This is a genomic window from Bradyrhizobium hipponense (assembly GCF_008123965.1).
Classification (GTDB): domain Bacteria; phylum Pseudomonadota; class Alphaproteobacteria; order Rhizobiales; family Xanthobacteraceae; genus Bradyrhizobium; species Bradyrhizobium hipponense.
In genome coordinates this window covers 46,564-73,316 of sequence record NZ_VSTH01000049.1, presented here as the reverse complement: position 1 = coordinate 73,316, position 26,753 = coordinate 46,564, and the positions used below count along the sequence as shown (strand labels likewise).

Here is a 26,753-nt window from a genome sequence, read left to right as displayed (position 1 = left end):
TGACGACAAGACAATTGTGTTCGCTGAAAATTGGTTCCGTTGCGGGCAGGCCCAGGTTGCGGGCCGGATTGAATTAAGGCTCCTCACCGGCCAAAACCGCCATACGCGGTCTCTCAGATCAGTCCGATTGAGGCGAAAAGCGCAACTTCGAGGCCCATGATGGCGACAGTGAGAATTGCTTCGCCCGGTGGTACAGGGGTCATAGCGTGCCTCGCATATTGCGAAGCCCCGAAGTCCAATAGCCAACCTGTCGAAATCGGGAAGGTTTCGGTTCCAAGCGCGTTAGGTCGAACTTCGGCCGCTCGGAGCAGCGGTGCCAGCAAAGCCGGGATCAAGGTGGCATGTCGCGCGTTACTACGGCGGCGGCAGGATTCCCGTGCACGGCAACGACGCGGTGCACATCAAGGCCAACGGTGGCAGACATGGCGGACACCCCTCCGACCGCGCCCGTGGTCCATCGCCCCGGTTTAGATCATCCGGAGCATCGCCGGGCGATCTGCAACGAGATTGGTGAGCAACTTCGCGGCACCCTCACGGACGATCTCACCCCGCTACCATTGCGACTGGAAGGCATGGTGGAGCGGCTGACCGAATTGGACGGCGACGCACCGTCTCCCGCGCCGCATCGCCAGGGCGATGCGCCATCCCGGCCACTCTGGAAGTCTGTGTCGGCGCTTTGGCGTTGCCTCCGAGGCGGGCCTTGACGCACGGTTTACCTGCGCAACTACGCGCACCACGAACATCGCGTAGCGCCCCGTGCCAAACAAACGGTCCCGCGCCGGGGCTCAGCCAGCGCGTCCCGCCTGCGGCGACGACGACCCGTTATCGGTGGACTTCGGGCCGAAAACGGCCCTGCTGAGCTTGGAACGAACGCCTGCGCTTCGAACTCTACAGTTGGTTGTTGCATCGCGTGCCGCAGGCTGCAACTGCCGCACCCGCATCGGGAGAGAACCGGCCATGACTGCGACCGAGAACCTGATTGCCGCAATAGGACCGTGGCTAGACGAGGCAAAGCTCCACATGGATCAGGAGCGTGTCGATGCCTATGTTGCTTGTCTCCAAGCCGATGGTGCGGACGTGCAAATTGTGATCCGCCTTCGGGAAGGGACGATCAGCCTAGACGGTACGCACGATGGCCAGCCTCTGGACTTGTACCGTCAAGAGGTGCGGCCGCCCGAGGCTCTCAATTGGATCTTCGGTGCCCATCGCTCCAAGGATGAACAACTCCCATAATATCTATTTGGCTGCTTCTTGCGGGTCCTTTGGAACGCCGACCCAATTGCAGGGACGCGCGACAGCCCCCTTCGAGGATATTTCGCCCGGGTAATTTCTAGCTTTGGTTCTGTAGGAGCGCCGCCTGTGCGCTCTACCAGCGAGGTCTACTCCGGGACGGGCGATTTGCGTAAATGCCGGTAATCGGCCCGAAAGCGTTCGGGGCGGTGGGCAACGCGGCGGATAGGAAGCGGAGCAGCCGCCTATCCGCCGCGCCAAGCGCGCCGCCGAGCCAAACGCCAAGCGCGGCGGCGCGGGCGGAGATCACAATCCGGGACCAACGTGCTCAACCCAACCGGCCTTGCCAGCGTTCGGATCAGGCGGTGGCGCAGGTGCAGTGGTTAGCTCGACATTCAACAGCGCTCGAACGTCACTGTCCTCTCGGAACTCCACGGAGATGCCTTGGACTTGCGCGGCTCTAACCATCGCGCAATCCATATACTCAATTTGCAATCGCTCCTTGGCGATCTGCGCCAGCAACTCCGCGCGCGCCTCATCGGTCAAAGCACATTCGTCGGAGCTATCTTCGTCGATCAGGGCGTCGATTTTGTCGATGATCTCGTCTTTAAGCGTCCAAAGAAGCAGTCCGATCGCGTCGGGTACGTCTCCGTTCGCATACGAATGTTGATCCACGGCCGTGGAAATGACCGCCAGGCGTTGGGTTATGGTTGCGAACTCAACTTCGGTGCCGTGTTCAACCAGCCGCATCGTTGAGGGCGCGCTCTGCTCTGCGCGCCGAGACAACTGCTCCCGTGCTCGCGCTTTCGCAATGCTGCTTGGGATTGGTGCGGTCTTAGCCCTGCGCTCGTCCGCGTCAAGTTCGCGAAGGCGGTAGCGCTCCCGTTCAATTGCTTCGAGCAGTGTTTCATTCTTCCGCAACTCCGGCTCGATCTCCGGTCGCGCGACGATCGCGGTGCCGGGAGGTATGCTAGAGCGAAGAAAATCTTCGCAGGCGACGATCAATCGCTTCATGCGCTGAAACCGCCCGCCGCGCACCTCGACAAGTTCACGAAGGCGGGCGAGTTCGTGAAGTTTCTTGTTCATCCGTGATTGTTCGTCGCGTACCTGCGGCGCGTCATTTGGCAATCCGTAGCCATCAGCGCCCCGCTCAAGCGTCAGATGGTTGATGCGGGCTTTGTGCCTTTGAGTTTCGATTTGCAGTTCCTGAATTTCGGCAAACGACGCTCGGTTCAAGATCGCCAGGTCGTCGGCTTGCTGACGCAAATCGCGCAACCATTCGGCGGGTTTCGGCGGCAAAAAGTCAAGCACGTCGCCGAACCGCATAGGCATTGTGCCCGGCAGGTCGCTGCGAACGACACCATCGCTCGCGTCTGCGGCGACTTCTGCGCGAAACTGTGGTGCGCTACTGCTGCCGGGACTTCCACCGAAGCCGAGTGACTGAAACCGCGCTGTCATGATCACCTCCGAATTTCGGTTCAAGGTGCATCACGTCGATGGCCGTCAAAAGGTGGTAGCTCGCGGCCAACGATGTGCCGGAGCCGTCGCTCGCTGAGCACGCTCTCGCTCACGCGCAATACCTGCCAGAGAATTTCCCTAGCCGTTCCGAGATATTTTGCAGGACAGCTTGTGCAGCAGCGGTCCCGCCGCCAAGGGCCATCGTGATATCGGGCCAAGTGCCAATGAAAGGCCCGTGCGAATTCGGCGGCGCTGGAATTCGGCCAAAACCGCGTTCGGGCCGCAGCACAGATCAGACGGTCTCGCTCGCACAATCGTGCTTGCGTGAGCCAACTGCGTTGACCGGGCTTGACCCGGAGCGCGTCAGCGAGCCGCGCCGCGTCGGCTGCATCGAGCGAGCCGTCGCGCAAGGCGTCGAGGGAAGCAGGATCGAGGCGCAGCGGCGCGGTCATGGCGCGATGACCCACGGCTTGCTTGTGGTAGGTTCCCGATCGTTTCTTCTCGGCCGAGAGCGACGGGCCATTTCGCGGTTTGCGGGCGGATGCGAGCAGCGCCATCCATTATGAGCGTTACGCGCGCCGACGATCAAATTTCTTCCCATGTGGGTGTTGCTGCCGTCCCGGACAAAGACCGGACAAACGGACACACCTATAGGTGTGTGTCCGTGTCTGTCCGGTGTCGGGCTTCGGACAGACAAATAGAAAAACCCATTTTGTCCGGTTTTGTCCGAATGCAAGAAACCCGCACTTCCATTGGTTTTTGTGCTCATAAATATTTGTAATATTTGTCCGCCCGCTGTCCGGCTGCTCATTTTGGCTGATAGGCGATCCAGATCAGGCCGTCCCATGTTCCGACCCGGTGCATATCGATCAAATCGGTCATTGCGCGACGAAATGCTTTATCGGAACTCTCCTTGGTCCCGGTACTCAGGCCGCCCTTCATGCAACTGGTCCGCCACGCCTCGATCGTGACGACGTTGCCGATGCCCCTCGGATAGTCGTTCGATACCGGCGCGGGCTTCCCTTCGTCGAGGATGCAGCGTTCAAGCAGTTCCATCGCCCGGCGCTGGCCCTTGTTGAGTTTGGCGCGGCTGCTGTCCGCGTCCGGCATCTCGTCAGCCAGAATTGCCACGGTGATATCGTCGCCGTCCTCGTCCTTGCCGAGCACAACAAGTTCAAGTTTGAAGCAGGTCAGGACGCCCTCGGGACCGTCGTTGTTCTTGATGATGGTGGCGCTACGGGCTTCCTTGTCGCCTGAGAATTGAACCGTCAGATCAACATCGGCCAGATGCGCGTTCGATCCGCGTGCGCCTCGGGTTTCGTCCTTGCCGGTGTGACCGACAAGGGCGACATGCACGCCAGTCGCTTCCTGTATCCGCCGCAAGTTGGCGAGGCACATATTTTGGTCCTTGGCCGAATTTTCGTCACCGCCATTCGCGGCGATACTCTTGGCGTAGGTATCGATCACGATCAGGCCGACCTCACAGCCGCAGTGCGCTTCGGCATTGCGGATTGTCGTGATGACCTCGCCGACGCAGGCAGGCCGCAACAGATCGACGATCTGGCGCACTAGCGCCAAAGGCAGCTTGTCCTTGCCATGGTTCGCCCGCTTGGCCTGAGCAACCAGCCGCCGCTTGACGAGATCGCCGCGTTCCAGCGCGAAATAGACAACGGCGCATTGCTGCTTTGACCGATAGCCGCGCCAGTTCATTCCGGAAGCAATGTGAATGGCAAGATCGGCAACGAGCGCGGACTTGCCAGCGCCAGGGGGACCGATCCAGCTTGACGTTTCGCCCTTGGCGATGACACCTTTGATGATCCACACCTTGGCGACGACAGCGCCGAAGGTCTCATAGTATTCGAGCGGGTAGCCCTGTGGCGCGGCAGCAATCTGGCCATTGCCGTTCGTGTCCTCAAGATCAGGGTGAGGCTCTTGCTCGCCTTTGGTCAGGCCGGATTTGATCGTGGCGCGGGTGGCGGCTTCGCCGTCGTCGTTCACCAGCAAGCACGTTGCCGCCGCCTGATACAGCCGCTCGGCTACATCGTCGCGATTGACCCACTGCCGGGCGCACATGCGGCCAAGCCGATACGCCAAGGCGTTCAGCTTGTTGTTGCGGCCGGAGTTTGGCGGCATGGCGGCCAACTCGTCAACGCAGCCCTGCAACGCCACCGCCGCGTACTTTTCCTCGCGACTGCCATAGATCGCATTGAAGTCATCGCCAGCACCGCCGCCATGGTTCGCGCCGTCATGATGCGCGCCATTGACTTTGCGTTCCTCGGTCCAGCCCGGCTGTGCCCGCATCAGCGCCGCGGCCTTCGTGACAAACTCGCGCGCCAGCGCTTCAGTCAATTCCGGCAGATCGGCAAGAGCCACGGTGCCGGGTTCGCCACCGTGCCAAGAATACGGCTTGCCCGTGCCTGGGTGGGTGCCGAGTACGACGATCTGCTGCCCGTCGCACAGCACCTCAACCCGGTGCGGCTGCTTCGTCGGCGAGATAAAGAACGGTGTTGAAATTTTGCGGAACGGCGTCGTGGTGCGGAACAAGATCGCACGCTTCGGCGGCTGTCCAAAGCGAACCATGGCGCGGGTGCCGATCATCTCCCACAGCAACTCTTCGATTTCCGCCGCGACCGTGGGGTCAAGCACGTCAATGTCAATAGCCGGGGTGTATCTCGTCAGCACGCCGGTGTTGAAGGCGTCATCGTACGAGTGAAACCAGCCGTCAATATCGGCCTCGGTGGCGACAACATCCTGCCAGCCCGGCATAGACGGTGCCTTGCCGATGGTGGGGATCGGCAGGAAGCCCGCACGCAGCAGGTTTTTGCGGTTTTGTGTCGCTGCCTCAAGAATTTCCCAAGTCGCTACCATTTGGGTATCTCGCGTAGAAGCGCGGCCGGGCCGTGTTGTCCCACGGCCCGCGCCAGTGTGCTTGCTTCGGTTAGAAGGTGATTGCGTCGTTCATGTCATCACCCGGCTTGGCTGCGGTCGGCAACGGCCGCAACCGGACGCCTTCTTTACCCAACGGGGTCATTTCGGCGTACAGTTCGACGGTGACGCCAACCCACTTCGAACGGTCCTTGCCGAACAAGGCTGCCAGCTTCGTCGCGTTGGTCTTGTTGAGAACCAAGGCCTTGTCCTCGCCCTTCAGATAGGCCAGAAATTTTTTCTTGGTGCTGCCGTCCTTGTCCTTGAGTTCGACCAGATCAACCTTGCCGATCTCGCGGCGCGGCTGCTGGCCATGCAGATCGTTGGCGGTCAGGTATTTCGAGCCATACAGATCGTCGTACTCTTGCGTGTAGTTTGTCATTTGTAGTCCTGTTACATGTCGTTACCGGGTGCTTGCTTCTTCGGCCGCGTCCGCACCCATGGACGCGGTTTCGTTCGCTTGCGCGAATTCGGAATTGCGGATCGTGATGGCCTCGGGCGGCCAACCGAACCGATTGATCGCCACCAGCAGAAACTCGGTAATCGCCTTCGGCAGCGAGCCGCGCTGCCGGTCGCAAGTGGCGCAATGCAGCGCAGCCGCGTGCGGGCCAACGCCATGGCTGATAACGACAACTGCCTCGCCGCATGCGCCGCAGGGCACATCGATCGTGCGCTGGAGGCGGATGCGCAATCCGACAAGCGGCGTCACGTCAAGCATGGGCGCGCTCCTCGCTCGTGGGAGTTGGAATTCGGTTCGAGCAAGCGAACCGGCGAAAAGAGAGGGCCGCCGGGCTGATCAACACGAGTACCGACGGTAGGGCCACCCAGCGCTTGTCGCCCTTCTGGTGGATCGCCACGCCCGCGATTTCGAGATGCAATTCGGCGAGCCGCACCGCGGCGAAGCCGCGCAACGTGTTGCGACCAAGTGAATGGAAGTCGGTAACGGTGGCGGTGAGCTTGCCAGTCATGGCGGCCCGGTCTCCTCTATCCCTCTTGCGAGGTCAGGCGATCGGGCGTTATGGTCGGTGTCGTGACGACGCCCGATCGTGCCCGATCGGCAGATTTGTGAAGCGCCGCCCCTGCCGGGGCGGCGTTTTCGTTTCAGGCAGCGCCCACCCGGGCGCCATCCGAAACTCTTACAGATGGAAAGTTGACACAGGCTGCCCCCATTGGCAATATTTACCAATGGGAGCGACGAGATCAGATCGTGGCGACACTTAGTCAGCTAACAGCCGTCATAGCCTCCGTGGAAGGGACCGACGTGGAGCGCGCCACCGCGATCGGCCGAGCTATTCGCGAAGCGGGTCTCATCCGGACATCCGGGCGGGGAACCTCGGCGGCACAAATGGATGAGCGAGACGCAGTGAACTTGCTGATCGGCGTCAACGTGGCGGATACAGCGCGCAGTGCGCCGGGCGCTGTTGCGCAGTACCGGGCACTGCTGGCGAAGCGAAGAAACAGAACCAGTGAATTCGGCGGCGAACTGGAAGAACTGCTTTCGGCTGCCAAGCGGGAATGTTTGGCCGACTACGTTATGAAGACGGTCACACTCTTGGGCGCGCAGGGCCACGTTCTCGGCCGAAAACGTTTCACCAACGAGGCGTACAGGTTCGAGATCGAGTTCGGAAAGCCTCTGCCTTCGGTCGTTCTCGGAATTTGGGGTCCAAACCGGCAAAACGCGTACATCGATTTCTTTGGGCGACAGCCTATCGACGAGGTCCATGGTGACCGCAAGGAGAGAACGCGCATCACCGAGCGGACAATTCGTGCTGTCGCCGATGTTCTACGCATCAGGAGTGAGGCATGAGGGCGCGTGAAAACGATCGCGTTGCCGACGACCTGCTCGAAGGCGCGAATGAGATCGCCCGGTTCTTGTTCGGCCCGAAAGGTAGGCGGAGGCGCGTCTATTACCTGATTGCGACTTCAGGTCTGCCGGTCTTTCGCTTGGGCGAAACCATCTGCGCCCGCCGCTCGACATTGCGCAGTTGGATCGCCGAACAAGAGAATGCGGCGCGTGCGAAGGGCAATGTTGGCAAGTCAGCACCGATGGCCGCGAAGGTTTGATGCGCGATCGGGCGGTAGATGAAGGCGTGCGAGGCAGACGGAGGCAACGGATGACCACAGCAAATCGACATGAAGCCGAAACGGAGGTGGCATCACCGGATAAATCCGAGCTTCGAAAAATGCTGACTGAAAAGGATGTTTTGGCGATCGTCCGGATAGGACGATCGACCTTATGGAGGCTAGAGCGCGCGGGCCGATTTCCACGCGGCGTTCACATCGCGCCGAACACCAAGCGCTGGTATCTGGACGAGATCGCGAGTTGGCAGCGGGCCATCGCCGAGCACGATCCGCACTTCAACCCTGCTCGTGGTCGAGGCAAAGCCCGTCGCCGCGTTTCAGCCAATGCCACCTGAGCACGTAGCGTAAAACAAGGGCCTAACAGGGCCCGCCTAATCCGGGCGAGCCTTTTTCTTGATCGGCCTATATCACCCAAGCCTTTGACTTTATTGCGTTTTATCCGTTCTTGGGATCGCGAAAAAAGACCTTGCAGCCAGGACCACACGGTTTTGCCGTACGCGCATTCATCTTCGCCACAGGGTCCCCAGCAGTGTGCACACGCGCCGGAGAATGTTGGCGAGACGAACCTTTCAGCGCCGCTCGTCCGCACGCGGCCTCGGGCTCACAGGGACTACCCGCCCTGCCCGCACCTCTCGTGCTCGACGCTGCCGCGTCCACCGCAACCCCGGCTCGCGAAACGTGACGACGTACGATCGCCCCTCTTGATGAGCCGGGATGGACGACACATACGTCGTTTCCGAATTTCGGTAAAGCGGAATATTTTCGCACGGGGCGATTGACAGCGGCGCGACACAGCGGGCTGGTAATCGTAGCGCGCTTACGCGTTGCGGATCGCGCGGGCGAACGGACCGACCAGGCGGACGATCTCGCAGACGGCGACGAGGCCCTGCGGCAGTATGCGGAAGACGACGTCCGGCATTTCGGCTTGACCCATCTGAGACATTGCGTCCAATGGATGTATTCGTGCGTTCGACCTTGGAACGTCCGGCTCGGTACGAGCACGGTGCACCTGTGGTGCGATTTAGATCGCCACCTGGGCGCCGATCTCCACAACGCGCTCAGTCGGAATCCGGAAATAGTTGGTTGCATCGCTGGCTCCCGAGGCGAGAACGATAAACACCCGATCTTGCCAGCGCGGCATGTCCGACCTGGCTGCGATCCTGAGCGAGCGTCGAGACAGATAGAACGAGGTCGACATGATCTCGAACTGCCATCCCGCCTTGCGAGCGATGGCGAGGGCCTGGGGAATATTCGGCACATCCATGAACCCGAACCGCAGCCCGACACGAAGAAAGCTGTCCCCGAGAGACTGAATGCGGACGCGCTCCTCTGGCGGAACATGCGGCCTCTGGGCATATTCGACCGTCAGCACGACGTTCCGCTCGTGCAGCACCTTGTTGTGCTTGAGATTGTGCATCAGCGCGGTCGGTGCATGCTCTGGATCGCCGGTGAGAAAGACGGCGGTACCTGGCACGCGAGGCGGCGGCGAGCGTTCCAGCATCCTCACCAGAGTGTCCAATGGGGTTTGCAGCTTCGCGGACTTTGCCGCCAGGACTGCGGTACCGCGGCGCCAAGTGTACATGATCGTCACCATAGCGGTCCCGAGCATCAACGGCATCCAACCGCCTTCCATGACCTTCAGCAGGTTGGCGCCAAGGAAGGTGAGATCCAACATCAGGAAAGGTGCGACCAATGCCGCGGCCGCCACGGGCGACCAGTTCCACGCCCTCCAAATCACGACAAAGGCGAGCATCGCCGTCACCACCATGGTGCCGGTGACGGCGATGCCGTAAGCCGAGGCCAGGGCATTCGAGGAGCGAAACATGAAGACGAGCACCAGGACGCCGACCAGCAGGAATCCGTTGACGCGCGGCATGTAGATCTGTCCGACCAGCGCCTCGGACGTGTGCCGGATCTCCAATCGCGGCAGCAGGCCCAACTGGATCGCCTGTTGGGTCACGGAATACGCGCCGGTAATGACCGCCTGGCTGGCAATGACGGTCGCAGCGGTGGCGAGCACCACCATCGGAATCAAGGCCCATTGCGGGTAGAGTAGGAAAAACGGATTCTCGATCGCCGCTGGGTCCGCCAGGATCAGCGCGCCTTGGCCGAAATAGTTGATCGTCAGCGCCGGCAGGGCCACGAACAGCCATGCGGTGCGGATCGGCCCGCGCCCGAAGTGGCCGAGATCGGCGTAGAGCGCCTCCGAGCCGGTGACCACCAGGAATACCGCGCCCAAGGTCAGCAGCCCGACGATGCCGTGCTCGATAAGGAAGCGCACGCCGTGAAGCGGATTGAACGCGAACAGCACCGACGGATTCTGCGCAATGTGCCACAGGCCCGCCAGCGCGAGCGCGATGAACCACACCAGCGTGATCGGGCCGAAGAACGAGGCAACCTCTGCGGTTCCGCGCGACTGCACGGAAAATAGGCCGAGCAGAATCGCGGCCGTTATCGGGACCACATAAGGCTCAAATGCCGGCGTGATGATTTTGATGCCCTCGATAGCCGATAGCACGGAGAGCGAGGGGGTGATGATCGCATCGCCATAGAACAGGCCGCCGCTGATGATGCCTAACAGGACGATTATCGGTGTTCGCGCGCCCACGGCCTTGTTGGCGAGCGCCATCAAAGCGAGCGTCCCGCCCTCGCCATGGTTGTCGGCACGCAGCAGAAGGACGACGTACTTCAGCGTGACAACCAGCAGCAGCGCCCAGACGATCAGCGAAAGGATCCCAAGCACGGCTTCGTAGCTTGCCGGATTTCCGGGACCGACCGCCGCCAGCACGGATTCATGGACGGCATAGAGCGGACTCGTTCCAATGTCGCCATAAACGACGCCGATGGCGCCGAGGGTTAGTCCCCAGAATCCGGCATGCTGCCGACCATCGACGGCTTGTGGGGCTTGAATCCCGGCTCCAGCTTGATCGACACCATTTGTTGGCATGTTCTTTCAAGTGCCTCCGTTGTCAATGCATGCAGAAGGCGTCGAACGAATGCACGGGAGTTCACCTGAAGTTGTCGCAGCAAAATGGATCTGCCGCTACAGGTCGAACCTGCGGCACGGATGGTACGCTAACCGGTGCGGTCGCGGCGAGAAGCCGCTTTGCCTCGACCAGCGACAACAAAATCGCAACCGCTCTGGTTTCATGCCGCCCTTCGGCCGGCTCGTCAAATTCGATTGGAACATCGGGATGGCGGGACAGCGAGCAGAGCCACTCGCCACCGTCGTAAACCAGCCGGCGAAGGCGCCACATCGGCAATTCCAATTCGACCAGCGAGAGCGCCGCGTCCGTCCAGGCCTCTGCGAGAATCAGACGATCGAAACTCCGCACCTTGCCGGCTCTCGCCAAGCTTGAGGCTCGCGTGCAGGCATCCGCAACAATCCTGGCGAACAGGTTGGGCTTGAGCTCCCGTGTACCGCGAAGCTCATCGGCTAACCGTTCAAAACGCTCGGTGTCATCGCTACCGATTGACAACACACACACTCCATCATCGATGGCGCGAATGCGAGCGCACCCGGGAAGATGGGTGCAAGAGACATAGAGAAACCAGGGCTATCGGGCGGCCGGAATATAGGAATCTTATAGAAATCGGGGGGCCGATATAAACGGCTCTTTGGTTCCCTTCGTAGACGGTGTTGGCTTGCCCACATGAACGGCCACAATGCCGCAGTTAATCGGCACAATTTCGGCGATAGATTCGAGCGACCGCATGGACGCATTATCGGCCTGCCGATCCCAGCACTACCGAGGCATGGGTGGCTGCATGAGCACCGGGTCTGTCAAGGTTCTGATCGTTGATGACGAGCCGTCGATCCGAAAGCTGCTCAGGATGGGCTTGGTCACGCAAGGTTATGAGATCCTTGACGCTCCAAACGGTAAGACCGCTCTGCAGCTGCTCTCGCACAATCCTGATGTAATCCTCCTCGATTTCGGGCTGCCCGACATGGAGGGCCTCGATCTGCTCAGCATGCTCCGCGCGCAAAACGAGCATGTCGCGATCGTCGTGCTGTCCAGTCGCGGTGACGAAACCGGCAAGGTCGAGGCGCTCGATTGCGGCGCCGACGACTACATTACGGAGCCGTTTGAGATGAATGAACTGCTTGCTCGGGTACGGGCAGCTCTGCGCCGACAATCCCACGCTGAGCGCCCGGTGTTCCGGGTCGGCGATCTGTCGATCGATCTTGTCCGCCGCACTGTGAGTGTGCGCGATCGCAAGGTGCCGCTTTCGCGCAAGGAGTACGACCTCCTGCGACTGCTGGCGCAGCACGCGGGAAAAGTGCTGACGCAGAGATTTCTGCTCGAAAAGCTATGGGACCGGAATACGGATGCGCAACAGCTTCGGGTCTATGTTCGCCAGCTAAGACAAAAAATCGAAGACGAGCCGGACCGACCCGAATACATCCTGACTGAGACCGGCATCGGCTATCGTCTCCGTGCCCCTGATTGAGCGCAAGGTGAGATGTCAATCTGCCTAACCCGACTACTGAATGGGTCGAGGCCCTTGTTGACCTGAGCTGTCCGTCAGCACGCCACGTTCCAAATCGGATCGGCCTCTATGCCCGCCCCCGCGGACGCTGCGCCTGGGCCCAAGCCACCGTTACGTCGCGCGGCGGGATGTCGATGCGGCTGATCGGTGTCAATTCACCGGATGCCGAGATGATCGCGGTTTCCTCGCGGCGACAGCGCGGGCACACAAAGCGGACCTCGTGCGGGGAGGCTGACCAGCTCGAACGTTTGACGTTGGCTGCCATCGGCCAGGCATCGCAATGCGAGCACGACACCAGAAACCGGCCGGGATCGAGCATGCCCATTCCATTGGACTCCGCGTGCTGCCTGCCCTCCCCCAACGATGACCCCACGAAGATCGTTCCGGTGCCGGGACACCGTCAGCCGCAAGCGTTCCATCGCATCGTGGACCGCGCTCGGACGCTCCGCTCAGTGCGCGCCCTTGAGCGTACAGGACGTGGTGCAGGTGACGGTGTTGCCGTGGTCGCAAGCCTTGCAGGCGCTGACGCACTGGTTCATGTCGCGGGGATTGAAGGAGCTGTAATTCCGCATCGGGCAGGACGCGGTCGAGCCGGTGATGTCCTGCTCCTGATTGCAGGCTGCCGTCATCAGCGCGAGCACAAGAACCGCAAGAAGGCGCATGGGATTGCCCTGTAAGGAACGGCAAAGCGATGTCAACGAGGCACGCTGCACCGCAACGAGCCCCGGCATTCCCACTATGAGCAATCGTGAAGCGCGACGCTCACATCCGAAAGGATGCGCGCCAAACATTAAGATCGGATTGCAGCCGGCCTCAGGCCGCAGCCTTGGTCGCGGCTTTGGCGGCAATCACCTGCCGCATGTCCGCAGCCAGCTGGCGATACTGCTCCCCGAGCCTCAGGTAAAATTCGCGCTTTTTGCTGTCGGTGGCGAGCTTGGTAATCAGCTCGCATTCGGCGGTGAGCGTCTCGAACCGTTCCAGCCTGTCCTCAAGCTCTGTCATCGGCGTGTCCCCATCAAACGCCTCAAGGACACTCAACCTAAGCCCGGCAAATAGGTCACGGCAAACATCGTTATAGGGTAGAATGAATTTTTCCCGACGCAGACGTCTATTTGGCATCCAGCCGCCAGGCGCCGTCCCAATCGGCTGCCGGCGGATCGGCCTCGAACTGCGCGATGCGGGCGAGCAGCGTGCGCGAGGGACCGTCGCCGGGAAAGCTCTCCAGCGCTGCGTTGAACGCGATACGCGCCTCGTCGAAGCGGCGCAAACGATAGGCGGCGAGGCCTGCGACATAGTGCGACCGCAGGCTCTCCTGCGCAGCACTGAGTGTACCTGTCTTGTCCATCACCTCGAAGATGGCCTGCGGCGCGCTCTGGCCCGCAACTGCGAGACGATCGATCTCGCGCAGTTCGAGACCTGCTTCGATCGCATCGGCTGTCGCCTGCGAGATCAGGATGCGGGTGCCGTAGATCTTGTTGACCAGCTCGAGGCGCGAGGCGAGGTTCACAGCGTCGCCCATCACCGTAAAACTCATCATCAGCTCGGAACCGATGCTGCCCGTCAAGACCTCGCCGGTCGCGATGCCGATGCGCAGGTCGCACGGCACCGGCATGGCGCGGATGCCGAGAAGGTCCGGCAACTGCTTCTGCAGCGCCGGCACCTGTTCGGCCATCTCGATAGCGGCAAGCCCGGCAAGAAGACCCTGCTCGCCCTCCTCGATGAAGGGTGGGCCCCAATATGACATGATGGCGTCACCGATATATTTGTCGATGATGCCGCGGTTGTTCCTGATCGGGCCGGACATCACTGTAAAATAGTGGTTCATCACCTTGACGAGGCCGCGCGGAGTCATGCCTTCGCTCATCGAGGTGAAGCCGCTCATGTCGCAGAACATGATGGTCATCACCCGGCGCTGGCCGTCGATGGCGACCTCCGGCCGGTCGATCAGCCCTTGCACCACCTTGGGATCGATGTAGCGGCCAAAGGTCTCGCGGATGCGCTCATTGTGGCGCAGCTGCTCGATCATGCGGTTGAAGGCGGCGGCGAGCTCGCCGATCTCGTCCTGGGTCGACACCGTGATGGCCTTGTCGAAGCGGCCCGCCTCGACCTCGCGGGTGCCGGCAAGCAACAGCCGCACCGGGCGCGTGATGCCGCTGGAGACGAGGAGCGCGAAGACAAATCCGACGATCGCAGCGAGCATGGTCACGATGCCCGAAATGATCATCGCCTGCCGCTGATGGCCGATCACCTGCGATGTGCTGAAGAAAACCTGCGTGAGCATGTCGCCGCGGATCGCGTCGACCTTCTGGTTGAACTGGTCGCGCAGCGCGTCGATGTGCTCCAGCGTGCCGCGGGCCTCCGCCATCTGCCTGGCATCGACCTGCTTGAGCAGCCTTGCATGATCCTCATTCAGGTCGCGGCGCAGATCTGTGACGGCGGTTTCGATCCGGATCTCGATCCGCGCCAGCGCAGCATTGTCGGAAGGCGTCCTGGGATCGTCGATGATCGCGTTGATGAGCTTGCGCGCGCCCTCGACCTCCTCCTCGATCCTGCGGTCCGTTTCCTCGAATTCGCGAAGGCGCGCCGCATAGGCCTCTTCGTCTGATGGCGACTGCATCTTGGTCATGACCATGCGCCGCAGCGCCAGCGCGCGCTCCAGCGAGCGGATATTGGCGCGCGCCAGATGCCCGTAGGCCGGGATGTAGCGGTTGGTCAGTTCGTCCAGGAGGACGCCGACCTGGCTGGACATCACCATCGACAGGATCGAGGTGACCAGCATCAGGACGATCAATCCGAGGGCGATCCCGACGATCTTGCGCCGGATCGACTGGTTGAAAATCTGCATAGGTGCAGGGCAAAGGCTCAAAGGACGGGCTCTGGGAACTCAATACACCGGATTTGGCCCCGGGAACACGCAATCTGGCTGTTCGCGGCGCCCATGGGCCGTCCGCAACTAGCGCGCGAGCCTTATTCGTTAACGAAGATTAAATTGCTCCTCCGTCCTCCGGTCCGCGAATTCCCGAGTTCCATCCGTATTTTGCCGCATTGTTGCGTGAGCGTGAGGAATGCGAGACGATGTTGCATCATCGTTTTCGATGTCGTTTTGATTCTCGAGCCGCATGTCGTCGCGGACTTGGTTTGTACTGGTTTCGCAGGGGGGGACCACGCCATGAACCAGTGCCTACGCTCGCTCGCGTGTGTCATAGCCATGGCCGCAGTGGCGTTCCTTCCGACGACGCTGGCAGCGAAGAGCAGTCACAAGTCACCAGCGTCGAAGAAGACGCATGAAGCAAAATCCGGCAAGCAGCGGCATGCTGCTGCGGCCAAGTCGCGCCACGGCAAACATGCCGACGCCAAACGCAAATCGAAGAAGCAGGACGACGCGCCGTCGGACAAGCCGGCACCGCCGCCGCTCACCGGCGATCTCGCCGCGCTGAAGGACACGATCGACCTTGCGCGCAAGGGCAAGAACGATGACGCTGGCGCGGCGCGCGGCCGCATTGCCGATCCCGCCGGGCAAAAGCTCGCCGAATGGTTCATGCTGCGCCATTCCGAGAGCACGGCGAATTTCAAGCGCTACGCCGCCTTCCTCGCCGCCAATCCGGACTGGCCGAGCAGCGCGCTGCTGCGTCGGCGCGCAGAGGCGCGGCTGTGGCAGGAAAACAGCGACGCGGCCACTGTGCACAAATTCACCATGGACCGGCCGACCAGCGCCAAGGGCAAATTCGCCCTCGCCCGGGTGCTGCTCACCGAGGGCGACAGCGACCGGGCCGCGCGTCTGGTGCGCGAGGCCTGGCGCAGCGATGAACTGTCCGAGCGCAGCGAGGAGGATTCCTACGCGGCGTTCCGCGATCTCCTAACGGCGGACGACCATCGCGCTCGCATGGACAAGCGTCTCGGCGCCAAGGACTACGCGGGCGCGCGGCGCGCGGCCAAGCGTCTCGGCGAGGATGCGCTCGCGATCGTCAAGGCCTGCGCTGCGGTCACCGGCAAGGCGGACAAGGCCAAGGACTATCTCGATGACGTTTCGACCGAGGCGCGCCGCGATCTCGGCTATGTGCTGTGCCGTGCGCAGTGGCTCCTTCAGAAGGACCGCATCGATGACGCGGCCGAAGCAGTTTTGGCCGCCGCGCCCGACACGATGGCGGTGCAGGACACCGACGCGTGGTGGCGCGAGCGGCGCCTGCTCGCGCGCAAGCTGCTCGACCAGGGCAAGTCCAGGACCGCCTATGACGTGGTGCGGACCGCTGCGGTGCCGGCGATGGAGGTCTACCGCGTCGACTACCACTTCATGTGCGGCTGGATCGCGCTGCGCTCTCTCGACGATCCCAAAACCGCCTTGATGCACTTCGCCGCGATCGACGAGGGCTCAACCAATCCGCTTGCGCTGTCGCGGGCGCATTACTGGCGCGGTCGCGCCGAAGAAGCCATGGGCGCAACCGCCGACGCACGCCTGAGCTATCAGGCGGCCGCGCGCTATCCGACCGCCTATTACGGCCAGCTCGCCCGGGCAAAACTCGGTCTCGACCGGATCGAGCTCCGGCCGCCCTCGCCGGCGCTGGCCGCGGCCGACACGCCGCCGGCGGACGAGCGCGTGCGCGCCGCCGACATGCTCTATGGCATCGGCGAACGTGACGTGGTGTTCTATTATGCCGAGGATTTTGCCAAGGAGAGCACCGATATCGCGGCGCTCGAAGGGCTCGGCGAACTTGCCGGCCGGCGCAACGATGCCCGCACGATGCTGGAGGTCGGCAAGTCGGCGCTGGCGCGCGGGCTCGCGCTCGACCATTACGCCTTCCCGACCATCGGCATTCCCGAGCATAAGCAGGTCGCGCCCGCGATCGAGACCAGCGTGATCTACTCGGTGGCGCGCACCGAAAGCTCGTTCGACCAGCGCGACAAGTCACCGGCCAATGCGGTCGGCCTGATGCAGGTGACGCCGGAAGCCGGGCGCGACACCGCAAAACGCTTCGGCCTGACCTATGACTGGGACAAGATGGTCTCCGATCCCGTCTACAACACGCAGATGGGCGCAGCCGAGCTCAGTGCGCTCTTGTCGGAATATGGCGGCAACCAGATTATGACCTTCGCCGGCTACAATGCCGGCCGCGGCCGGGTGCGCGAATGGGTGCAGGCGCGCGGCGATCCCCGGGATCCCAAGGTCGATCCGGTCGACTGGGTCGAACGCATCCCGCTGTCGGAGACCCGCAACTACGTCCAGCGCGTGATCGAGAACGTGCTGGTCTACCGCGCGCGGTTCGAGGGCAGCGGCATGGCGGCTGGAAAGAGCGATCAGCGCATCACACCGCAGGAAGTGAGCGCGGCGCCGACGGCATCGGCCGCAGCCTCCGCGCCCTAGCCTCGCAACGCCGGGGCTGGACGCGGCGCGAAGCTGGATGCAGTGACCGCGGCCGACTTCTCTGCGCGGCATCATTGCTCGGCTAGCCGTCATCTCCTTCCGTTGTCAGAAGGTTGTGCGCGCGCAAATATGCCTCGGTCAGCGAGCGCGAGAGCGCGCCCATCTGCATCATCCAGCTCCAACTCGAAACAGCCATGAACATCGTGATCGCCTCGAGCGAATTGCTGTAGGGCCAGAACGTTCCTATGGTCGTCTGTTGATGCCGACGGTAGCAATCATAGTCGCAATATCGCCGTTGCGTGGGCACATGCCGGACGTAACTCGAGCCCAGCGGCTGGGCACACGCGCTGCAGGTACTGCCGTGGTGAGGCTTTTCCTGATTGACGAGCATGAATCTCATCGTCATGTCCTCTCAGGCGGACCGCAAATCCACCGAAGCTTTCGCCAGCCCGCTCGTTCAAGACGCCGCTCGCGTGCGCCTTTCGATCAGCGGCGCAGCTTCGCGATGAATCGCGTAGCACTCGTGGTCGCAGTAGGGCAGCCGTGTCCTGACGTCGCGCAAGTAGCTGCCGCTGATCTCCTCGCAGCACCATAGACAGTGTGTTTTGCGGAAAGGGGTTCTGCCGTTCACCAGTATGAACCTCACGTGGCACCTCCCAGAGCGAAGCAGTAGACTGTATCGACCAGAGAGGCGGACGGCGGTGGCGCGCAAAGATGGTTGCGGCCGTCGGGATTGTCTCTATTTCGCTCGACCTTCTGGGACGGGATGAGGATGTATTTCCCGTCTTCCCGGCGCCGCGCGTAGACCCTGCCGTCGACGTAGCGTATCTCGGTCGGGTAGCAATCCGCGCTGTTGCAGCAACTCAGCGCCGGATTATCCGGCATGTGCCAGCTGGAATAGAACTCCTCGTGCAGGAGCTGATCCTGGAGCGGATGGTGACGATGTGCGGTATCCTGTCCAACCTCGTCGGCCTCCACCCCCGTCATCAACGGAAGCGGGAGCGCGATCGCCAAGAGGAGCATGCAAACACGATTCAACACGCAGCCTCCTGATTCAGAAATGCCGAACGGGGCGGATCCGGCGGCCGATCCTCACGCCGCCTGAAATTTGAACAGCCATCGGCGGTCTCGTTCGCGGCGCGCCCTGAAGCGATCGAGGCATTTCCGGGAGCAGAGCGGCGTTCGCCAGGAATAATATCGGATCAGGCCAAACTTCCCGCTGCAGACAGCGCAGTTTTCTGCGGCAGGACGGCGCTCGGAGTGTTCGGGCTTATCGCACATGATCCTCTCCTCTTGGCCTCTGATGGTCCAGGCTCCCCACGGGCGCTGATGCACGGTCATCGCGTTCGTCACGACACGGGGCTACTCTGCGGCTCTTGCTTCGAAATCGACTCCACTGGATTGCCAGTGAGACTAGTCCCCACGCGACGGACCTCTCAATTGTACGGAGGTAAATGCGCCGTATGACTAGGGATGCGCGAGCTATACATAGGTTTGTCCGGTACTTTTCCGGAGTTTCGCCCGAGCGCAACGAGACGGCGCAAGGCTGGCAAGCTGCACGGAGCCCGCGAATTTGCGAGGCGGAATCCTACTTTGGTCGGAGGGAATTGCCCCTCCTGTCGCAAAGTGCTCTACTTGCCCTGCCCCCCAAGCGGGCCGGGACGCCTGCGATGATGCCTGGCCAGATCGCAAAATTTGGGAATTCGGCCGCGCAGTTCCTGCTGGGCGGCCTTGCGGCGCTTCGGACCTTCGGCAGCGGAGCGAAGCATAAGCCCGCGATCGGCGATGCCTGGCGGCAAGACAACACCGACCAAAACAGCACCAATCGAGACAGCATCAATAAAGACGGCATCGACCTGCGCGACGCCGTGAAGCAATGGCGCGAGGTGTTCGAACACAATCCGGTCATGTACTTCATGGTTGATCCGGCCGGGACCGTGCTCAACGTGAATACATTTGGCGCCGCACAACTGGGCTACACGGCGGCCGAACTGACCGGTCAATCCGTGCTGAACGTCTTTTTCGAAGAAGACCATGACCTCGTCCGTCGATGCGTAGCGTTGTGCCTGGAAACCGTGGATCAGTCGCATACCTGGGAGATCCGCAAGATCCGGAAGGACGGCTCGGTTCTCTGGGTTCGTGAAAACGCCAAGGCCATGCTACGTGGCGACGGCACGCCGGTCGTGCTGGTCGCTTGCGAAAACATCACCCAGCGCAGGGAGGCGGAGGATGGGCTGCGGCAGAGCGAGGCTTACCTCGCGCAGGCGCAGGAACTCAGCCGCACCGGCAGCTTCGGCTTGAGCCCGGCGACCGGCGAGATCGTCTGGTCGAGGGAAACCTTTCGCATCTTCCAATGCGATCCTGCCGTGAAGCCGACGCTGGGCTTCGTTTTCCAGCGCATCCATCCGGAAGACCGCGATGCGGTCGGCAAGACCCTCGAACGGGCCTCCCGCGAGGCGGAGGATTTCGACCACCAGTATCGCCTGTTGATGCCTGATGGATCGCTTAAATATCTCCATTCCGTGGCGCGCGCGGTGAGACATGCATCCGGGCGCATCGAGTTCGTCGGGGCTGTCACCGACGTCACGATCGCAAAGGAGGCGGAACAGAGGCTGCGTCGCAGTGAAGCCTATCTGGCCGAAGCCCAACGCCTCAGCCATACGAGCAGCTGGGCCTGGGATGTGCGTCGCCAGGAGTTTGCTTACCGATCGGCTGAACTCTACCGCTTGTTCGGATTTGACCCGGACCAGGTCGATTTATCAGCACGGGCTTTCCAACAGCGGATCCCCTCCGAAGACTTTGGACGGGTTGTCGACGTGGAACGTCGGGCAATCCAGCAAAAACAGCCCTTCGAAATTGATTTTCGGATTGTGCGTCCGGACGGTTCGATAAGACGCGTCCATACGGAGGGACATCCCGTCATAGGCGGCGACGGCGATGTGATGGAAATTATCGGCACGCACGTGGATGTCACCGAGCAGTTCGCCGCAAAAGAAGCGCTGCAAAAGGCCTTTGACGAGCTCAAGCAATCCGAGCAGCGATTCCGCGATTATGCCGAAACCGCATCGGACTGGTTTTGGGAGACCGGGCCGGACCACCGCATCACGCATATATCGGAGCACGCCGATACCGCCACTGCCGTACCGACGGGCTTGATCGGCCTGACCCGTTGGGACATTCCCCCCGATGCCGAACTCGAGCCCGAGAAGTGGGAGCAGCATCGCGCGGCGATCGAGGCTCATCTTCCGTTTCGCGACCTGGTTTACCGCAGCAGGGATCGCAACGGATCTCCGATTTACGTGCGCACCAGCGGCAAGCCCTTCCATGATGCGAACGGCAATTTTCTCGGCTATCGTGGCGTCAGTACCGACGTCACGGCGGCGGTCCGCGCCGAGCAGACCGAAGAAGCGCTGCGCAAGGCGCAAGCCGAACTCGCCCATGTCACGCGCGTCACGATGCTTGGCGAACTCACCGCCTCGATAGCCCACGAGATCAATCAGCCGCTTGCCGCCGTGATCTCCAATGCAGACGCCTGCATCGGATGGCTCGACCGCGAACCGGCCGAACTGGGTGCCGCGCGCCGTTCCGTGGAATGGATCGTCGAGGACGCCAATCGGGCCAGCGAGGTGATCCGCCGGATCAGGGCGCTAGCGAAGAAGACCGAGATCGAGATGGTTCCACTCGACATCAACCAGGTCGTGAGGGAGACGGTGACCCTCGTTCGGCGCGAGCTTGCCACGCATGCCGTCTCGGTGCGAATGGAGCTGGCGTCCAGTCTGCCCAGAGTCTGCGGCGATCGGATCCAGCTGCAGCAGGTGCTGATCAATCTCGCCATGAACGGGATCGAGGCCATGCAGGCCAACATCGACCGCCCGCGCGAGCTGTCGATCCGCTCCAGTCAGGTGGGCGATGATGGCCACGGCCGCCTGCTCCTTACCGTGACGGATTGCGGAGTCGGCCTTGGCAACGACGCGACGGAGCGCATCTTCACACCTTTCTTCACTACAAAATCGGGCGGCCTGGGAATGGGGCTGTCGATCTGCCGATCGATCATCGAGGCTCACGCGGGTCGTCTTTCGGCATTTCCAAATGAGGGGAGCGGCGCAACCTTCCAGATCACCCTGCCCTTGCCGCACGAGGATATGTCGTGACCGACCACGCCAGCCCGACGCAGGCGCACGCTGATGATCCGATCGTCCTGATCGTCGATGACGATCCGTCCATGCGCCGTGCGCTCACCAACCTCTTTCAATCAGTCGGGCTCAGAGTCGAGGCCTTCGGTTCGGCGGCCGAGATCATGGATGCCAAGCCGCCGGCGGTCCCCAGCTGCATGGTGCTCGACATCCGCCTGCCGGGCTCGAGTGGCTTCGACCTCCAGGCGGACCTCGCGAAGGCCAGCATTCACACCCCTATCATCTTCATCACCGGTCATGGCGATATTCCCATGACCGTCAGGGCGATGAAGAGCGGGGCCATCGATTTTCTGACCAAGCCGGTGCGTGACCAGGACATACTGGATGCGGTCCAGGCTGCCATCGAACGGGATCGCAAGCGGCGCGATGCCGAGAAGTCGATGTCAGGCGTGCGGTCCCGGTTCGAAGCCCTGACGGAGCGTCAGCGCGACATCCTCGTCCTCGTCACATCCGGCCTGATGAACAAGCAGGTCGCCGCCGAGCTTGGATTGGCTGAGATTACCGTCAAGATCTATCGCGGGCAGATCATGCGGAAAATGGGCGCGAAGTCGTTGGCCGATCTCGTCAGAATGACCGAGTTGCTCGGGATCCCGCGTACAAGGGGAAAACTACAAACCTAAGTATGCTTTCCAATCTCGCTCCGAGGCCCCACTTTGCAATGGGCGGCTGAGCTGCGGACGGCAGCCCCCGATCAGGAGCGATGATCTTGTCAATCCCTTCGGTCATTTCCGTCATTGACGACGATCTCTCCGTCCGCCTTGCGACGAACAATCTCCTGACGTCGCGGGGATACACGGTCTGCATCTTTGGCTCTGCTCACGAATTTCTCCAATCGGCCGAACTGGATACGACGTCCTGTGTCATCGCTGACGTGCAGATGTCGGCCATGAGCGGTGTTGATCTGATGATGCATATGCGCGGCCTCGGACGTCACACGCCGTTCATCTTCGTGACGGCATTTCCCGACGATGCCGTGCGCGAGCGCGCCCTCGAGGCTGGTGCCGTCTGCTTTCTCGCGAAACCGTTTGCCACGCCGACTCTGATTCAATGTCTGGAGACGGCCCTGTCGAGGCCCGATGAAGCCAGGACGTGATACGCCTGCGCCCGAGGAAAGAAGTCGGTCTAGCCGCAAACCAAGGCGTCTTCCGCTTCAATCCACCTTGATGTTTGCCGCCTTGATGATCGGCCACCATTTTGCGATCTCGGCCTTTTGGCGGGTGCCGAGGGCTTCGGGCGTGAGCTGATCTTGCGGCGTCATCTTCAGGCCCTGGCTCTCGAGCTGCTTCTTCACCGCGGGATCGTTCAGCGCTTCCACCGCGGCGGCATTGAGCCTGGTCACAATCTCCTTCGGTGTGCCCTTGGGCACCCACAGGCCTGACCACAGCACCATGTTGAAGCCTTTCAGCCCGGCCTCCTCCGCGGTCGGAATCTCCGGCGCGGATGCAAGGCGCTTGTCGTCGCTGATGGCGTAGGCGCGGATGGTGCCGGCGCGGACCTGGCCGATGGAGTTGGAGGTCTGGTCGACAATGACGTCGATTTGGCCTGCGATGAGATCGTTCAGGGCGGGCGCGGTGCCGCGATACGGCACGTATTGCAGCCTGATGCCGGTGACGCTCTCGAAATAGACGCCGGCGATGTGGCTGCCGGAACCGGCACCGGCGGTGCCGGCGGTCGCGGGCGACGGCCGTGTCTTGAGCCAGGCAATCAGCTCCTTGAGCGAGGTCGCCGGCACGGCGTTCTTGCTGACCACGATCATCGGATTGCTCGGCAACAGCACCACCGGCTCGAGATCGGCAACGAGATCGAAGTTGAGCTTGTAGACGGCACCGTTGGCGACGTGGGTGCCGAGATGGCCGAAGCTGATCGTGTAGCCGTCGGGCGGCGAATGCACGGCGCGGCCGACGCCGATCGAGCCGCCAGCGCCGGTGACATTCTCGATCACCAAGGGCTGGCCGAGCGCCGTCCGCATCCGCTCGGCAAGCACGCGCGCCATCGCGTCCGACGGTCCACCGGCGGCGAAAGGCACGATAATAGTGATGGGATGTGAAGGATAATCATCGGCGCGCACGGCGCTTGTGACAGCAAGAACACCGATCAGCGCTGCCCAGACGGCCTTCTTCATTGTCTTCTCCCCAGCGATGTCATTCTTATTTTTGCTTATGTTTGCCCTCTCCCCGCATAGGGAAGAGGGATCGTTCGTAACGAATTGCCGCGCTAAAACTGCGTGTAATCGATCGGCTTGTGGCGGTCGAGCGTGCGCGTGACCGGCGGCAGCGGGTACTTCAGGCCGGAAGCGCAGTTGAACAGCATGACGCGGTCGGTCTTGCTGACACGGCCGTCGGCGAGGCTGTCCTTGTAGGCTGCATAAGTCGCGGCGCCTTCGGGGCACAGCAGCAGCCCCTCCTCGCGCGCGACCTCGTTCAACGCAGACGAGATCTTGTCGTCGTCAACCGCAATGGCAAATCCCTCGCTCTGCCGCACCGCGCGCAGGATCAGGAAATCGCCGATCGCCTGCGGCACGCGGATGCCGGAGGCAATGGTGTGGGCGTCCTCCCAGCGTGTCGCATGCTCGGTGCCGGCCTCATAGGCGCGCACCATCGGCGCGCAGCCGGAGGCCTGCACCGCGACCATGCGCGGGCGCTTCGAGCCGATGAAGCCGATCTTCTCGAGCTCATCGAAGGCCTTCCACATTCCGATCAGGCCGGTGCCGCCGCCGGTCGGATAGAAAATCACATCGGGCACGTCCCAGCCGAGCTGCTCAGCGAGCTCCAGCCCCATGGTCTTCTTGCCTTCGATCCGGTACGGCTCCTTCAAGGTCGAGGTATCGAACCAGCCGACTTTCGCCTTGCCCTCGCCGACGATCTTGCCGCAATCGTCGATATAGCCATTGACGCGGTAGACGGTCGCGCCCTGCAGTTCGATCTCGCTGACATTCACTTCCGGCGTATCGGCCGGGCAGAAGATTGTGGTCTTGATGCCGCAGGAGGTCGCGTAGGCCGCCAGCGCCGCGCCGGCATTGCCGTTGGTCGGCATCGCCATGTGCTTGATGCCGAGCGCCTTGCCCATCGACACCGCCATCACCAGGCCGCGTGCCTTGAACGAGCCGGTCGGCAGCCGGCCTTCATCCTTGACGATGATCTCACCGCCGCCCAGCTTGGCGCCGAGCTTGGGCAGCCGGATCAGCGGCGTAGTGACCTCGCCGAGTGAGACGATGTCCTTGCATTTGCGCACCGGTAAAAGCTCGCGGTAGCGCCACATGTCGGCGGGACGCTGGCTAAGCGCATCCTTGGTCAGCGCCTTCTTCACGCCCGCGAGGTCGTAGCGGACCAGCAGCGGCTTACCAGCGTTGGAGAGATTGTGGACCTCGTCGGCGGCGTAGCGGTCGCCTTCCATAGCGCATTCGAGATGGGTGACGAAGGTCGGGCGTTCGATGGTGAGGTTGTCGTTGTCGTGCATGGGGTGGTTTCCTTCTTATTTTGCAAACGGCTCTCTCTGCTCGTCATTGCGAGCGAAGCAAAGCAATCCAGACTGCCTCCGCGCAAAGACTCTGGATTGCTTTGCTTCGCTCGCAATGACGGCGATTGTCAAATATTCAACACCCTTCCATAGGCATCGAGCACCGCTTCCTTCATCATCTCCGACAGCGTCGGATGCGGGAACACCGTGTGCATCAGCTCTTCTTCCGTGGTCTCAAGATTCATTGCGACGACGTAGCCCTGGATCAGCTCGGTCACCTCTGCGCCGACCATGTGCGCGCCGAGCAGCTGCCCGGTCTTCTTGTCGAAGATCACCTTGACCAGGCCTTGGTCCTCGCCGAGCGCAATGGCCTTGCCGTTGCCGACGAATGGGAAGCGGCCGACGCGGATTTCGCGGCCGTTCTCCTTGGCCCTGGCTTCGGTGAGACCGACCGAGGCGACCTGCGGCTGGCAATAGGTGCAGCCCGGGATCAGGTTCTTGTCCATGGGATGCGGATGCAGGCCCTTGATCGCCTCGACGCAGATCACGCCCTCATGTTCGGCCTTGTGCGCGAGCATCGGGGGACCTGCGACGTCGCCGATCGCGTAGATGCCGGGCACGTTGGTCTTGCCGTAGCCGTCGATCACGATGCAGCCGCGGTCGGTTTTGACGCCGAGCTTTTCCAGGCCGAGATTCTCGATGTTGCCGACGACGCCGACGGCGGAGATAACGCGCTCGAACTCGGTCGTGGCCGGCTTGCCCTTGCCGTCGTCGATGGTAGCGACGACGCTGTCGGCCTTCTTCTCCAGCTTCGTCACCTTGGTCGAGGTCATCATCTTGATGCCCTGCTTCTCCAGACGCTTGCGCGCCAGGGCTGCGATCTCCGCGTCTTCGACGGGCAGGATCTGTGGCAGCACCTCGACCACGGTGACGTCGGAGCCCATTGTGTGAAAGAACGACGCGAATTCGATGCCGATTGCGCCGGAGCCCACGACCAGCAGCGACTTCGGCATCCGCTCCGGGACCATCGCCTCGAAATAGGTCCAGATCAACTTCTCGTCGGGCTCGAGCCCGGGCAGCACGCGCGGCCGTGCGCCGGTCGCGACGATGATGTGCTTGGCCTGGTAGCTGCCCTCGCCCAGCGCGCCCTTCGGCCCCTCGACATCGGACTTCTTCACGGTGACCTTGCCGGGCGCGTCGATCGAGGCGGCACCCCAGATCACGCTGACCTTGTTCTTCTTCATCAGGAAGCCGACGCCGTCATTCAGCCGCTCGGAGACGCCGCGCGAGCGCTGCACCACGGCCTTCGGATCGAACGACACCTTCTCCGCCGACAGGCCATAGTCCTTGGCGTGCTGCATGTAGTGATAGATCTCGGCCGAACGCAGCAGCGCCTTGGTCGGGATGCAGCCCCAGTTCAGGCAGATGCCGCCGAGATAGGACTTCTCGACAATCGCAGTCTTGAGACCGAGCTGCGCGGCGCGGATCGCCGTGACATAGCCGCCGGGGCCGGATCCGATGATGATGACGTCGAAGGATGTATCGGCCATGCGGGCTCC

The 26,753-nt window shown here is 62.0% G+C and carries 26 protein-coding genes; 9 read left to right on the top strand and 17 right to left on the bottom strand.

Annotated elements, in window-relative coordinates:
• Positions 1–957: 957 nt before the first annotated feature.
• Positions 958–1,233: a hypothetical protein gene (locus tag FXV83_RS15185; protein ID WP_148740217.1), complete on the top strand. Its 276-nt coding sequence runs from the start codon at positions 958–960 to the stop codon at positions 1,231–1,233.
• Between the two features lie 303 nt (positions 1,234–1,536).
• Here the strand turns inward: FXV83_RS15185 and FXV83_RS15180 are convergent, their stop codons facing one another.
• From FXV83_RS15180 to FXV83_RS15155, 6 genes are all read right to left on the bottom strand, one after another.
• Complete coding sequence (locus tag FXV83_RS15180; RefSeq protein WP_148740216.1) at positions 1,537–2,688, bottom strand: hypothetical protein; 1,152 nt, start codon at positions 2,686–2,688, stop codon at positions 1,537–1,539.
• Between the two features lie 20 nt (positions 2,689–2,708).
• Entirely contained in the window at positions 2,709–3,245 is a 537-nt protein-coding gene (locus FXV83_RS15175) for a hypothetical protein (RefSeq protein ID WP_148740215.1), read from the bottom strand.
• A 250-nt stretch (positions 3,246–3,495) separates the two neighbouring features.
• A complete protein-coding gene (locus FXV83_RS15170; protein ID WP_148740214.1) occupies positions 3,496–5,556 on the bottom strand; it encodes an AAA family ATPase in 2,061 nt (686 codons plus the stop codon).
• 70 nt (positions 5,557–5,626) lie between these two features.
• A complete protein-coding gene (locus FXV83_RS15165; RefSeq protein WP_148740213.1) occupies positions 5,627–5,995 on the bottom strand; it encodes a hypothetical protein in 369 nt (122 codons plus the stop codon).
• A gap of 21 nt (positions 5,996–6,016) precedes the next feature.
• Positions 6,017–6,331 carry a hypothetical protein gene (locus tag FXV83_RS15160; RefSeq protein WP_148740212.1) on the bottom strand — a complete coding sequence of 105 codons (315 nt, stop codon included), beginning with the start codon at positions 6,329–6,331 and terminating at the stop codon, positions 6,017–6,019.
• Entirely contained in the window at positions 6,324–6,581 is a 258-nt protein-coding gene (locus FXV83_RS15155) for a hypothetical protein (RefSeq protein ID WP_148740211.1), read from the bottom strand. Before FXV83_RS15155 ends, FXV83_RS15160 begins: the two co-directional genes overlap by 8 nt.
• A 293-nt stretch (positions 6,582–6,874) precedes the next feature.
• On the opposite strand from FXV83_RS15155, the gene FXV83_RS15150 reads away from it, so the two are divergent.
• The 3 genes from FXV83_RS15150 to FXV83_RS15140 are packed head-to-tail and all read left to right on the top strand — an operon-like array spanning position 6,875 to position 8,030.
• Positions 6,875–7,420, top strand: coding sequence for a hypothetical protein (locus FXV83_RS15150; RefSeq protein ID WP_148740210.1), 546 nt, complete (start codon positions 6,875–6,877; stop codon positions 7,418–7,420).
• Positions 7,417–7,677 carry a DNA-binding protein gene (locus tag FXV83_RS15145; RefSeq protein WP_148740209.1) on the top strand — a complete coding sequence of 87 codons (261 nt, stop codon included), beginning with the start codon at positions 7,417–7,419 and terminating at the stop codon, positions 7,675–7,677. The genes FXV83_RS15150 and FXV83_RS15145 overlap by 4 nt, the downstream gene beginning before the upstream one ends.
• A 50-nt stretch (positions 7,678–7,727) precedes the next feature.
• A complete protein-coding gene (locus tag FXV83_RS15140; RefSeq protein WP_187435916.1) occupies positions 7,728–8,030 on the top strand; it encodes a helix-turn-helix transcriptional regulator in 303 nt (100 codons plus the stop codon).
• Between the two features lie 686 nt (positions 8,031–8,716).
• Here the strand turns inward: FXV83_RS15140 and FXV83_RS15135 are convergent.
• Together FXV83_RS15135 and FXV83_RS15130 are read right to left on the bottom strand one after the other, a co-directional pair.
• Positions 8,717–10,642 (bottom strand): potassium transporter Kup, encoded by a 1,926-nt coding sequence (locus tag FXV83_RS15135; RefSeq protein WP_148740207.1) that lies wholly within the window; start codon positions 10,640–10,642, stop codon positions 8,717–8,719.
• Between the two features lie 61 nt (positions 10,643–10,703).
• Complete coding sequence (locus tag FXV83_RS15130; RefSeq protein WP_148740206.1) at positions 10,704–10,952, bottom strand: hypothetical protein; 249 nt, start codon at positions 10,950–10,952, stop codon at positions 10,704–10,706.
• 511 nt (positions 10,953–11,463) lie between these two features.
• Here FXV83_RS15130 and FXV83_RS15125 point away from each other — a divergent pair.
• Positions 11,464–12,147, top strand: coding sequence for a response regulator transcription factor (locus tag FXV83_RS15125; RefSeq protein WP_148740230.1), 684 nt, complete (start codon positions 11,464–11,466; stop codon positions 12,145–12,147).
• A 106-nt stretch (positions 12,148–12,253) separates the two neighbouring features.
• Here FXV83_RS15125 and FXV83_RS15120 read toward each other — a convergent pair whose 3' ends face one another.
• The 4 genes from FXV83_RS15120 to FXV83_RS15105 form a co-directional block, all read right to left on the bottom strand.
• Positions 12,254–12,511 carry a hypothetical protein gene (locus FXV83_RS15120; protein ID WP_148740205.1) on the bottom strand — a complete coding sequence of 86 codons (258 nt, stop codon included), beginning with the start codon at positions 12,509–12,511 and terminating at the stop codon, positions 12,254–12,256.
• Between the two features lie 124 nt (positions 12,512–12,635).
• Entirely contained in the window at positions 12,636–12,848 is a 213-nt protein-coding gene (locus FXV83_RS15115; protein WP_148740204.1) for a hypothetical protein, read from the bottom strand.
• A 151-nt stretch (positions 12,849–12,999) separates the two neighbouring features.
• Positions 13,000–13,188 (bottom strand): hypothetical protein, encoded by a 189-nt coding sequence (locus tag FXV83_RS15110; protein WP_148740203.1) that lies wholly within the window; start codon positions 13,186–13,188, stop codon positions 13,000–13,002.
• Positions 13,189–13,294: 106 nt separating this feature from the next.
• Positions 13,295–15,031 (bottom strand): adenylate/guanylate cyclase domain-containing protein, encoded by a 1,737-nt coding sequence (locus FXV83_RS15105; RefSeq protein WP_148740202.1) that lies wholly within the window; start codon positions 15,029–15,031, stop codon positions 13,295–13,297.
• Positions 15,032–15,355: 324 nt separating this feature from the next.
• Between FXV83_RS15105 and FXV83_RS15100 the strand changes: the two genes are divergently transcribed.
• Positions 15,356–17,545 (top strand): lytic transglycosylase domain-containing protein, encoded by a 2,190-nt coding sequence (locus FXV83_RS15100; protein WP_187435915.1) that lies wholly within the window; start codon positions 15,356–15,358, stop codon positions 17,543–17,545.
• An 82-nt stretch (positions 17,546–17,627) separates the two neighbouring features.
• Here FXV83_RS15100 and FXV83_RS15095 read toward each other — a convergent pair whose 3' ends face one another.
• Together FXV83_RS15095 and FXV83_RS15085 are read right to left on the bottom strand one after the other, a co-directional pair.
• Positions 17,628–17,951: a hypothetical protein gene (locus tag FXV83_RS15095; RefSeq protein ID WP_235939588.1), complete on the bottom strand. Its 324-nt coding sequence runs from the start codon at positions 17,949–17,951 to the stop codon at positions 17,628–17,630.
• A gap of 236 nt (positions 17,952–18,187) precedes the next feature.
• Positions 18,188–18,586 (bottom strand): hypothetical protein, encoded by a 399-nt coding sequence (locus FXV83_RS15085; protein ID WP_235939585.1) that lies wholly within the window; start codon positions 18,584–18,586, stop codon positions 18,188–18,190.
• A gap of 629 nt (positions 18,587–19,215) precedes the next feature.
• Between FXV83_RS15085 and FXV83_RS15075 the strand changes: the two genes are divergently transcribed.
• The 3 genes from FXV83_RS15075 (at position 19,216) to FXV83_RS15065 (ending at position 22,831) form a co-directional block, all read left to right on the top strand.
• The gene (locus tag FXV83_RS15075; protein ID WP_148740200.1) at positions 19,216–21,696 is read left to right on the top strand and encodes a PAS domain S-box protein; all 2,481 of its coding nucleotides are present in this window, start codon (positions 19,216–19,218) and stop codon (positions 21,694–21,696) included.
• Entirely contained in the window at positions 21,693–22,358 is a 666-nt protein-coding gene (locus FXV83_RS15070; protein WP_148740199.1) for a response regulator transcription factor, read from the top strand. The genes FXV83_RS15075 and FXV83_RS15070 overlap by 4 nt, the downstream gene beginning before the upstream one ends.
• 86 nt (positions 22,359–22,444) lie before the next feature.
• Positions 22,445–22,831 carry a response regulator transcription factor gene (locus FXV83_RS15065; RefSeq protein WP_187435914.1) on the top strand — a complete coding sequence of 129 codons (387 nt, stop codon included), beginning with the start codon at positions 22,445–22,447 and terminating at the stop codon, positions 22,829–22,831.
• A gap of 57 nt (positions 22,832–22,888) precedes the next feature.
• Here the strand turns inward: FXV83_RS15065 and FXV83_RS15060 are convergent, their stop codons facing one another.
• From FXV83_RS15060 to lpdA, 3 genes are all read right to left on the bottom strand, one after another.
• Entirely contained in the window at positions 22,889–23,860 is a 972-nt protein-coding gene (locus tag FXV83_RS15060; RefSeq protein ID WP_148740198.1) for a tripartite tricarboxylate transporter substrate binding protein BugD, read from the bottom strand.
• A gap of 92 nt (positions 23,861–23,952) precedes the next feature.
• A complete protein-coding gene (locus FXV83_RS15055) occupies positions 23,953–25,194 on the bottom strand; it encodes a threonine synthase (protein WP_148740197.1) in 1,242 nt (413 codons plus the stop codon).
• 128 nt (positions 25,195–25,322) lie between these two features.
• Entirely contained in the window at positions 25,323–26,744 is a 1,422-nt protein-coding gene (gene lpdA / locus FXV83_RS15050; protein ID WP_148740196.1) for a dihydrolipoyl dehydrogenase, read from the bottom strand.
• Positions 26,745–26,753 lie beyond the last annotated feature (9 nt).